Here is a 9274-nt window from a genome sequence, read left to right on the forward strand (position 1 = left end):
TGTTCATCGAGTGCGCCAAAGTAGAAGGACTGGCCAACAATAATTGATCTGCCCTCCTTTACTCATCGTCACTCCCACTCAAATGTTATTTGAGATATGGCAGTATCCTCCGAATCGCTCTGAGCAAGATAAATCTGTTTGATTTCGATTCTAACCCAACTAGTTCTTACCTCTCCTACTTCGATCTTTTGTTCTTCCATTTGATCAGGGAACCGGAATTCCCGCGAATTGCCATCAGAGAAAGAAAAAACGGCGACAGCCAGCCGATTGTTCTTCAGCCAAATCTGTGGAGACTTAAAGTACCCTGGAGCAATGAAGATTCGGCGGAGTTTCACTTCTCGACCAAAATCAAAGCGAATCCATTCGCCGATGCCTGGGCCCTTTATCCCTTCAACCCAAGCCGTCATCATACTACCATCCAGCGCCTTTTCAGCCCCGTAGTCGATGCCCCGAAAGGGGTTCCGCGCAGATGACGCGGTTGCTGTGATTGTGACCGAAGACTCAGCGTCCTTTGATGAATCAGGACTGCCCATTCGATTCTCCGCCGCCAGAATCATTCTGATGTTCTCGCGATCCTTAGGGGTGAGATGCGCATCCTTATAGTTGCTTTTGGGTCTGTACCAGGGACGGCTGGCGAAATAGTTCTGCAGCTCCGATGTCTCGAAAATACGACCGTGGCGCGCGAAGATAGTGTTGCGAAGACGGCTGATTTCCGTGAGCGACAGTCCTGAAAGATCGCTTTCAGATAGCGCATCGCCCTTTAGAACCGTATCCTCGCCTCGCAATGCAAGAGAGGAATCAGCATCCCCTTTTCCCTTGGAATCGTTGCCAGGTGAATCTACCGTCACCTTATCCTGTCTCTGGACCGTATCGCCTCGCGCAAAGAGCAGCCACGTAACTACTCCCAGTGCAGACAAGAGAATCAGGACACCACCAATGAGTAGCGGAACCGAACGGCTACTTGCCTTACCTGGAGTCGTTACGGGAGCCGACTGGGATGAAATACCGCTTGGTATCGTCGCTGGCACTGTGGGAGCGAGCCCTGCGTTTGCTCCGCTTGATGTTGCGATTGTTGGCACTGCATCGGGAGGAACTTGCCGAATCCCAGAGAACTTTGCACTAACCGCATCGTCTATGGCATCTCTCAACTCTTTCGCCAGCGCATCAGCGGTTTGCGGCCTCGCCTCGCGCTGCTTTTCGAGCGCCCGCATCACTGCTCGTTCAATGGCTGCTGAGATGCGGGCATTAACCGCGCGCAACGATGGTGGAGTTTGATTGACATGTTGCATTAAGAGCCCGGTCAGGCTGGGCGAATTGAATGGCACACTCCCTGAAAGCATTTCGTAAAGTACAATGCCGAGGCTGTAAATGTCAGAACGGCCATCAAGCTCCTCACCCATGCATTGCTCAGGGGACATATAGCGCGGCGTCCCCAATACAGTGCCTGTCTGAGTCAGGTTATCTGCTGTGAGCGACAGATCGCGCAACTTGGCAATGCCGAAGTCGAGCACTTTGACTCGCAATCCGGTCGGCGAGGTGGTGACGATAATGTTATCGGGCTTAAGATCGCGATGAACGATGTTGCGCCGGTGGGCTTCTTCTAACGCCGCGCATACTTGAGATATGATCTCGCCTGTAGTTGAAGGTGGTAGGGGACCTCGCTGTTTGATCAAAGAGCGGAGACTGTCGCCTTCGACCAGTTCCATCACAAGATAAACCAGATTCTTACTAGAAACGCCGAAATCGTGGATGGTTACTACGTTCGGATGCTTTAGTCGAGCGGCGGCTTGGGCCTCGCGGCGGAATCGCTCGATGACCTGTGGATCAGTCAGTTGCTCTGAATGCAGTACTTTGATTGCCACCTCATCGCCGATCATCAGGCGAGTAGCGCGGTAGACCGCACCCATGCCGCCCTCTCCCAGCTTTGACTCAATGCGGTATTTGTCGTCAATCGTGACGCCGATCAAACCGCCCGCTTTCACGCCATCGGTTCTGGTTGCGCTAGAGTTCGTGACTGGTTCGTTCTGATTCACAGTCCTCCTCGCATAGCCGTCGAGATTGAAGACTCAACAGCAGTCAAATCATCCGGTAATAAATAATCGCCGCGCATATCGTACCGGCGGGTGGGCCGCACAACGTGCATGAAGGTGCCGTCGTAAGGATGGCGCCGGTCTCTCCTTTTGGAGTTCGACTGCCGAAGAGTGAACCGGATATCCCAGGAAGGCAGTTTGACCAGTCGCCTGGACTTATTCTTTTCTCACGACCAGAAAGGCCGGAGCGCTGCAGCCCAGAAGCCCGAGATGCGCTAGCCTCTGAGGTTCAAATGGTTCTTGACTCGTACGTCGAGAGACTGTTCAACCCTCGCTTGAAAGCGACGCCCGGTTCCGAATCACTGAGGAATAACCATTTCGGCAAAGCCGAACCACCGGGAGAGTAGTTACAGACGACAAGTTTGTCAATAGGCAGGTTGTACGAAACTGGATCGCTTGATTTGGCAAATTGCTTGGGCTATGATGACCGCATCGCAAAGCAACAAAGGCAGGACCAAGCGAGGAATATGAGAAGACTCGTGGGCGGCGTCTCACGAACAATCAGCGCCAGTCCTCCCGCGGGGTGATTCGTGGCCGATCTCCCGCGTAGCTCCAAGGAGGTGCACGATGGGAGAACGGATCACAAAGCGCCAGCTTCTAAAACACAAGGCCGAAAGTCTTTCGGAACCCGAGATCGCTGAAGTCCTCGACTACATAAGTATTATGGAGTCTTTGCGCGAGCAGGCTAGCAAGCCGGATCTGTTCGATGACGAACTGATGAACCTTCTGGCGGATGCGCTCGAGAATCGACGGGCGCGCGTCGTAACCGAGTGGGACCGTGTGAGACGCAGGGCAGACACCCGCGCTTCTACATTCGCATCGTCCCGGAAATTGATGTAGCTGGATCGAATGAAGCCGGTCGCACGACATACACGATTGGTAACGGGGCTGTTCGTCCTGATCTTTTTTACTCGAACCGTCGGATCGAGCCTTCCTGACATATCGGCATCACCAAATCAGAACAATCCGCGGCGTACCCGCGAGATGGATCCTGAAGACGCGCGCTGGTTCGCGCAACTCAACTCATCTGACGAAGAAGAACGCCGCGAAGCCGTGATGAGGCTGTCCCATCTGAAAACCAGCGCAGCCACTTCCGCGCTTTTGTCAGCTTTGAACGACCGCTCATCGCGCGTGAGGGCAGCGGCCGCCGCTTGTCTCGCCGAGCGCGGCGAGGCATCGACCGTTCCTCTTCTCGCTGCTTGCCTGGCGAAAGACAAGGATGCTTTTGTGAGAAAGACGGCGGCCTATGCGCTCGGCAAATTCCAGGGAACCGGCCGAACTGCTGCGCTGATCGCGGCGCTCAAGGACAAGGACGCGGAAGTGCGCGGAGCCGCGGCAGTCTCGCTCGGAGATCACGCGGACACGGCGGCAGTGACGTCCCTGACGACTGCTCTCTCGGACAGGAGCGGTTTCGTTCGCGCCAGGGCGGCCCGTGCTCTGGGCGTGAACGGAAGCGCGGCTACACCTGCTGTTCCGGCACTCATCCGGCTGCTGACGTCCGACGACGACAACGAAGTGAAGCGTCAGGCGTCCACAGCTCTGGGATCGATAGGCGATCGCTCGGCGCTACCGGCGCTCGAGCGAGCCAGGCACGACAAGGACCCTCACCTCGTTCAGGCCGCTATCGACGCAATAAGAATGCTCGAGAAGTAGCACAGACTTTAGTCTGTATCTTTCGGCTTGCTCGTCATAGCTCAGCCACACAGAAAAGATACAGACTAAAGTCTGTGCTACTTCCTTCATTGACGTATTCCGAAACTGCGGCATAGAATTCCTGCTTGCAGATCACGAAGTCGTTTTGATCGAACCCTAGGAGAACTTGAGATGTCATCAGCTTCGAAATCAACCAACCCTGCCATCGAGTTTCGCCGCGCCGAGCGGCTGAAAGACGATTTGGCAGAGTTTGTAACAAAGGGTCCGCTCAAAGATGAATACGAGCTTGAGCGCCGGCTCTTCTTCGAAGCAGCTCAACCTGATGACGAACAGGAAGCCGAAAGCGTGCTCGATTGGTTCTTGTTCGACTGGGTAGACGAGCAAGGTGACGGCGTCATTGCTCATTATCTTGACTTCGAACTGGGCCTCGACGAGGCCGACCGAGAAATCCTGTTCGATTGGTTGGATTCGATCAACAGCGTCTTCGAGGTTCGCTCTGGCGGGAAGAACTCCCTCGAACTTCGTGAAATGGACAGCGGCGATCTCTACACGGTGAAGACTCGCTTGAACCACGTGCCTTTTAAGCTCGGCCAGTTCATCATCGCGCGGCTTCTGCCGCTGGGTGACGAACTGATTTTTTCCGGCCTTCAGTTTGTTATGCCGGACCGCGAGTCAGCAGTTGCGTGGCTCGAGATGCGGCGCGCGTTTGACGCCTTCGATTCGCCGGAGGCTTTGGAAAAAGCGCAGCGCGAACAGGTCATCGCGTTCTGTGAGCTGTTCGGCTCCGACGAGTTGACCGTTCCTTCGGGAAAACTCAACTCAACTCTTGAGAGATTTCAGCGATACTTGCTAACCGAGCGGCGCGACCCGGAGACGGGGATGACTCCCGCCGAGAGGTTCCTGAAAGAGTTGGGTCAAGAGCTGAGCATTCCGGACTTGCCGCCGCTTCCCGAACCGATTGCGGGAGCGGGCGAGGTCACGATTCTTTGCGACGACTTCGATGGCATAGTCCTGCTGCCGGACTTCACCAGGTTCAAGCGCGTCTTTGAAACCGATGAGCCCGACAGACATGTGCCAGACTGGAAGGACCTGGTCTGGACCTATATCAACAACCCGGACATTCCCATAGTCGCGTTCGAGCGTGTAGCCGAGCAATCCCCACTTCGTGTCGAGAAGGTCATGCGCTCGCTTATTGGCGACAAAGATTTTTCGCTCGAGCACCTTTATGCAGTGCTGCTCCATTACAAGCAACCTGTGGACGGACTCGAAGACCTCAAAGACGATCAGCACCTGTGGGACCTCTTCAACGGAAACACGCAGACGACCAAACCCGCGCGAAAACCCCCGCGGAAACCAACACCGCGCGCCAAGTTGAAAGCTGCAGCAAAGAAACCTCGCGCAAAGGCCGCCCAGAAACAAATCGCAAAGGGCAAAGCGACCGCCCCGCGCGCCCGGTCCGCCAGCGTGGCGACAATCAAACGGAAATCCGTTGCCAAGCTCAGCGCTGCAAGCAAACAGAAACCGGCCGCCAAGCGCGCGACGCAACTCAGCAGCAAACGCACTCGTAAGAAGCGATGACGCTCGCAGAGACCTCAGCAAGCTTTCTCGCCTTCATCAGGCAGAAGGAATCCGGTTTCTCCCAGCCTCGATCAACCGTTCATGAAAAGGCGCTGTTGCTTCTCACAGGCTACTTCTCTCCGAACATTCCTTTGAGTGAAATCACTCCGGCTCGCCTGCGGGATTTCGTTGCGCGTTGGTACGTGGAGAGAGCTTCTACTTCGAAGCACCCCGATGCGGAGTCAGCCCGAGGCAACTTGCATTCGGCCGCGACGCGAGCGATAGACGGCTCTCGAGATCCCAACACCCAGGCAAATGAACCTAACGTCGTCCTGCAACCCAGCGAACTGCTGGACTCATTGGCGCGGTTTTTCAAATGGGTTGGTCGGCAAACCGGCATCGATCTAGCCGAGCGATCCTCAGCGGTCCTGCTTGAGCTGAGTCACAGCCTGCCTCGGGCATTGGAGATAACCGAAATGCTGTCGAGCTGGCTTCGAGAACGCGGAGGCGCCTTCAACTTTCCGGAATTCTTGACGTCGTTTGAAGAGGGCGGCCACAGTCAGTACGACATCGACACACCCGGAAACATCGGGGCGCTCGAAGGCTACTTTCGAATCGTCCGAGTGGAAGGATCATCGGTCGAAGCCGAGGAGATGCTCTCTGAAGAGCGAGTGTGGCCAATTGTCTTTCCGCCGGAGGTCGCGGCCGTGCTGGACGAGCAATACATCATCAACCTCGAACTTGTGCGAACCGCGGTTGGATGGCAGATCGCGGGTTGTGGTTTTGCGTACCCGCCTGGAACGGATGTATGAAACGAAGGATTAGGCACGCAGCTATCCGCCCGACAAACGTTGCACGGAAGATGAGGACCTACTTCGCGTACTTGGGCTGGCTACATAGTCCAAGTCCGTCTTGGTATTCTCTTCCGCAATGCTGACTTTCAATTCCAGACTCGATAGAAGATCGCGGTTGATCCGGGCGCCTCGGCTGAGTAACAGTTTCACGACAGGCGTCTGTCCAGCGAAGGTCGCGTTCATCAAAGGTGTTTTCTGACCACCGCCCAGGTGTTCGTTGTCAGCCCTGGCGTCCAATAAGCGCAGGACGACCTCGATGTGCCCAAACTCGGCGGCCAGGTTCAGGGCCGTATCGCCAATCTCATCCGGTGTGTTGAAATTCGCTCCCCGGTTTAGGGCTTCATCGACCGCCTCCAAATTGCCAGTCTGAGCGGCCTGCCGAAGTTGTTGATCGAGCTGGTTGGTCATCAGTTAGTTCCCCAAGCGTTCGTATTCGCGGCTGTGTTGTTTCGCGCCGCCCAACTTGTTGGTTACGTCAACGGAATATCCGAGTTGTACGCGTCCGACGAACATTTCCACTTGCCGTCAACCTTCTTCCACACTTCCAGATACTTGCCGTGGTCAGTCACCGTCCGGCCCTTGGGATCGGTATAGCTCAACGTGTAGGAGCCGCTCGTATAGCCTATTTCCCCACTCTCGGAGACTTGGACGCGCAGCGGCTCCCAGTGGACAGTGAGATTGGGAAGGCCGAGGAGGTTGGCCCACGAGGCTCTGATGGCGGCCTTGTCTCGAGCGGCAGGCTCGTTGGGGGCCAAGGTTTCACCGTCATCGGCCATGTAGCTCACAACACCGTCGATGTCCTTTCGGTTGGCGGTGTCCGACCAGGCCAGATCAAGCGCACGCAGGGCCGCCTCCTCCTGACTGCGGTTGACTGTGGCTTTTGCATTGTCAGTTCCCTTGCTAGCTGGGCCGCAGGAAACCATCGTACCGGTCACCAGAAGCAAGCCAAAGGCTACCTTTCTAATCTTCATATTCATTCGTTCTCCTTTTAGAGGTGGTGCTGGGGACTACAACGCAGGCTACGACCCGCTTCTCCGGCTTCGCCTAACGTCCGGATGAGCGGCGAGCGGCGCGATTCGGAAAATCGACGCCGCTCGCCCGCTCCAACCGTTAGGCGGCACTCGCCGAGCCAGAGTCTATGCCCGGAGCAGCACAGCCGCCTCAGACTCCGCATTCAGGAACGGGTGCAAGAGCGATGGCAAGCAAAAGTGCGCAGGCGCAGCCGTTGCCAACGCGAACGACCGGGTGCTACTTCCATTCCCAGAGTGTGGAGCGGCTGTTCCCCTCAGCATCCACCTCGTATTCGAAGATCGCGGCTACGGTGTTCAGCCGTGACCATCTCGGGGACGAGCTGTGGTAGAACACGGCGCCTCGGAAACTCACGGCGCCGGCTGTCCCGATCTTGCCTACGCCCTGGCCAACCCACGTGGCCAGATCGCCTTCGTCACTCATTGCGATGCCTTGGCCCTCCCCGAACAGGGTTCCGTCAGGCCGCACAACTGACCAGTACGTGGATGTCTCTGTCGTGTTCACACCCAGCAGCTTCCCACTGAGCTGCTGAGAGCTTTCCATTTTCGGGCCGCCGCCCGGATTCGGGAGCACTCTCCTCGAGGTTATCTTGCCTGAGTATTCGCATATCTTATCGCCCTGCATAACGTCCTCCTTTAGAACGCGCTTGCCGAAGCGCGTTGAGTTAGTGAGTTAGTGAAATAGGGATATTGGTCTAGAGCATTCCCCTGTAAGTGTCTTGTCTGCCTAACCGTCGAATTAACCCGCGCCCCGATTCAAATTTCATAAGAGGCCGCGTGATGGGTGTCGGGTTGAATGAGTTGTTAGTCAATGCCGCCCCAAGTGCCCCACGCCAGATTTCAGCCGCGGCGGCATTCTTTTGTCTTAGACCGCCTTGGGACGTTAGATTTCCTCAAGCTTGAGCCCAACTACATCAACATGCCTTCACCCGGGAAGAATGTTGTGCACCTCGCTTATCTCAGGCGTTCCAGCGTCAATACTCAGCTCTTGTAAAATCGGCATCAGTGTCTGCCCAAACTCATCGAATGACTCGGATGACTCCCAGACGTCAAAAACGCGAAGGTCATCGCTGTTTCCAAAACAGACATGGTAGAGCCTTCCTTTTGGAGCACCCGCCCCGGCCTGTTCCAGCCGCCTTATGCACTCGTCATACTTTGCAGCACTCATCGACTTAGGTGTGAACCTTACGGTTATAGCCATACAGCCTCCTTTCTTAGGCAGCAAGGATAAGAGAGCGCAGCAGCGTTGTCCAGATTATGTGTGTCAAATCCGCAAGAGTTGAGGGCAACTTTGTAGAGACAAGAAAGAGGCGTTGAGATCGGAGCACTGGGAACCAGTCTGATGCTGGCGGCCCAACGACCGCGCATTAGCTGCGCCGCGAAGCGCCAGCGGAGCAGCGTCGGCTGCATGCGATGTCGGGCGCTCACTCCAACCTGAATTCTTGATAACGCTCGGGTGCGTATCGAGTGGCCAGCAGCCCCGTTGCTTCCTCGACGCTGATAGCCTGCACCAGTACGCCTTCCTCCCCATAAGGTAAGTACGCCTGGCACTGGCCTGACGGGGCGATGAGGCTTGTCGCCGATTCCTGGAAGCGCAAAGCATAATTGACACTCGCAAAGTAGATCGTGTTCTCGATGCTGCGCAACATCATCGCCTTCTCGTAGTAAGGCCCGCCGGCCGCGCCCCATTGCGTCAGACGGACACCTTCTTGATCGCTACCGGTGTGGTGGGGATGAAAGACGATTTTGGCGCCCCGCACCGCCGCCCATCGCACCGTCTCGGGATAGCGCCAGCCCTCATGACAAATCACCACTCCAAACTTAGTCCCATTGATCTCGAAGAGTCGCCGCGTATTTCCGGGCACATAGAACTGATCTTCGGTCGGGTCCAGTTGGTTCTTGGTTTGGTATCCTTGAATCTGACCCCGGGCGTCAATGACAAAGGCTACAATCTGCCGTCCCGCTTCCATGATCCTTTCCATCCCGAGCATAGTTGCTACCTTATACGTTCGCGCCCATTGCGCCACTGCCTGGAGCGCCCGTTCCTGCTGCGTCTGATCAAAGGGCAATACTTCAAAATCCTGTCCCCGCA

Annotated in this window: 10 protein-coding genes; 4 read left to right on the plus strand and 6 right to left on the minus strand. The window is 56.0% G+C overall.

The annotated features are described in order from the left end of the window. Positions 1–68: 68 nt before the first annotated feature. Entirely contained in the window at positions 69–2033 is a 1965-nt protein-coding gene (locus AABO57_22950) for a protein kinase (GenBank protein MEK6288586.1), read from the minus strand. A gap of 624 nt (positions 2034–2657) precedes the next feature. Here AABO57_22950 and AABO57_22955 point away from each other — a divergent pair. The 4 genes from AABO57_22955 to AABO57_22970 all read left to right on the plus strand — a co-directional run bounded on the left by AABO57_22955 (position 2658) and on the right by AABO57_22970 (position 6112). Next, the gene (locus AABO57_22955; protein MEK6288587.1) at positions 2658–2930 is read left to right on the plus strand and encodes a hypothetical protein; all 273 of its coding nucleotides are present in this window, start codon (positions 2658–2660) and stop codon (positions 2928–2930) included. A 9-nt stretch (positions 2931–2939) separates the two neighbouring features. Then, on the plus strand, positions 2940–3743 hold the full coding sequence (locus AABO57_22960) for a HEAT repeat domain-containing protein (GenBank protein MEK6288588.1): 804 nt from the start codon (positions 2940–2942) through the stop codon (positions 3741–3743). 171 nt (positions 3744–3914) lie between these two features. Beyond that, complete coding sequence (locus AABO57_22965; protein ID MEK6288589.1) at positions 3915–5321, plus strand: hypothetical protein; 1407 nt, start codon at positions 3915–3917, stop codon at positions 5319–5321. Beyond that, complete coding sequence (locus AABO57_22970) at positions 5318–6112, plus strand: hypothetical protein (GenBank protein ID MEK6288590.1); 795 nt, start codon at positions 5318–5320, stop codon at positions 6110–6112. Before AABO57_22965 ends, AABO57_22970 begins: the two co-directional genes overlap by 4 nt. A gap of 21 nt (positions 6113–6133) precedes the next feature. On the opposite strand, the gene AABO57_22975 is transcribed toward AABO57_22970, so the two are convergent. From AABO57_22975 to AABO57_22995, 5 genes are all read right to left on the minus strand, one after another. Further along, a complete protein-coding gene (locus tag AABO57_22975; GenBank protein ID MEK6288591.1) occupies positions 6134–6562 on the minus strand; it encodes an ankyrin repeat domain-containing protein in 429 nt (142 codons plus the stop codon). Positions 6563–6624: 62 nt separating this feature from the next. Beyond that, positions 6625–7125 carry a DUF4440 domain-containing protein gene (locus AABO57_22980; GenBank protein MEK6288592.1) on the minus strand — a complete coding sequence of 167 codons (501 nt, stop codon included), beginning with the start codon at positions 7123–7125 and terminating at the stop codon, positions 6625–6627. A 277-nt stretch (positions 7126–7402) separates the two neighbouring features. Next, positions 7403–7807: a hypothetical protein gene (locus AABO57_22985; protein MEK6288593.1), complete on the minus strand. Its 405-nt coding sequence runs from the start codon at positions 7805–7807 to the stop codon at positions 7403–7405. 300 nt (positions 7808–8107) lie between these two features. After that, a complete protein-coding gene (locus AABO57_22990; GenBank protein MEK6288594.1) occupies positions 8108–8383 on the minus strand; it encodes a hypothetical protein in 276 nt (91 codons plus the stop codon). Between the two features lie 223 nt (positions 8384–8606). After that, positions 8607–9274: carbon-nitrogen hydrolase family protein (locus AABO57_22995; protein ID MEK6288595.1), on the minus strand; the 668-nt coding region annotated here is incomplete at its 5' end.

It is taken from the genome of Acidobacteriota bacterium (genome assembly GCA_038040445.1).
GTDB classification, from domain to species: Bacteria; Acidobacteriota; Blastocatellia; order UBA7656; family UBA7656; genus Onstottus_A; species Onstottus_A frigus.

Excerpts from the sequence above, each read along its gene's own strand:
- AABO57_22955 (MEK6288587.1), top strand. The coding sequence starts at position 2,658 with ATGGGAGAACGGATCACAAAGCGCCAGCTTCTAAAACACAAGGCCGAA.
- AABO57_22960 (MEK6288588.1), top strand. The coding sequence starts at position 2,940 with ATGAAGCCGGTCGCACGACATACACGATTGGTAACGGGGCTGTTCGTC.
- AABO57_22965 (MEK6288589.1), top strand. The coding sequence starts at position 3,915 with ATGTCATCAGCTTCGAAATCAACCAACCCTGCCATCGAGTTTCGCCGC.
- AABO57_22970 (MEK6288590.1), top strand. The coding sequence starts at position 5,318 with ATGACGCTCGCAGAGACCTCAGCAAGCTTTCTCGCCTTCATCAGGCAG.
- AABO57_22975 (MEK6288591.1), bottom strand. The coding sequence starts at position 6,562 with ATGACCAACCAGCTCGATCAACAACTTCGGCAGGCCGCTCAGACTGGC.
- AABO57_22980 (MEK6288592.1), bottom strand. The coding sequence starts at position 7,125 with ATGAAGATTAGAAAGGTAGCCTTTGGCTTGCTTCTGGTGACCGGTACG.
- AABO57_22985 (MEK6288593.1), bottom strand. The coding sequence starts at position 7,807 with ATGCAGGGCGATAAGATATGCGAATACTCAGGCAAGATAACCTCGAGG.
- AABO57_22990 (MEK6288594.1), bottom strand. The coding sequence starts at position 8,383 with ATGGCTATAACCGTAAGGTTCACACCTAAGTCGATGAGTGCTGCAAAG.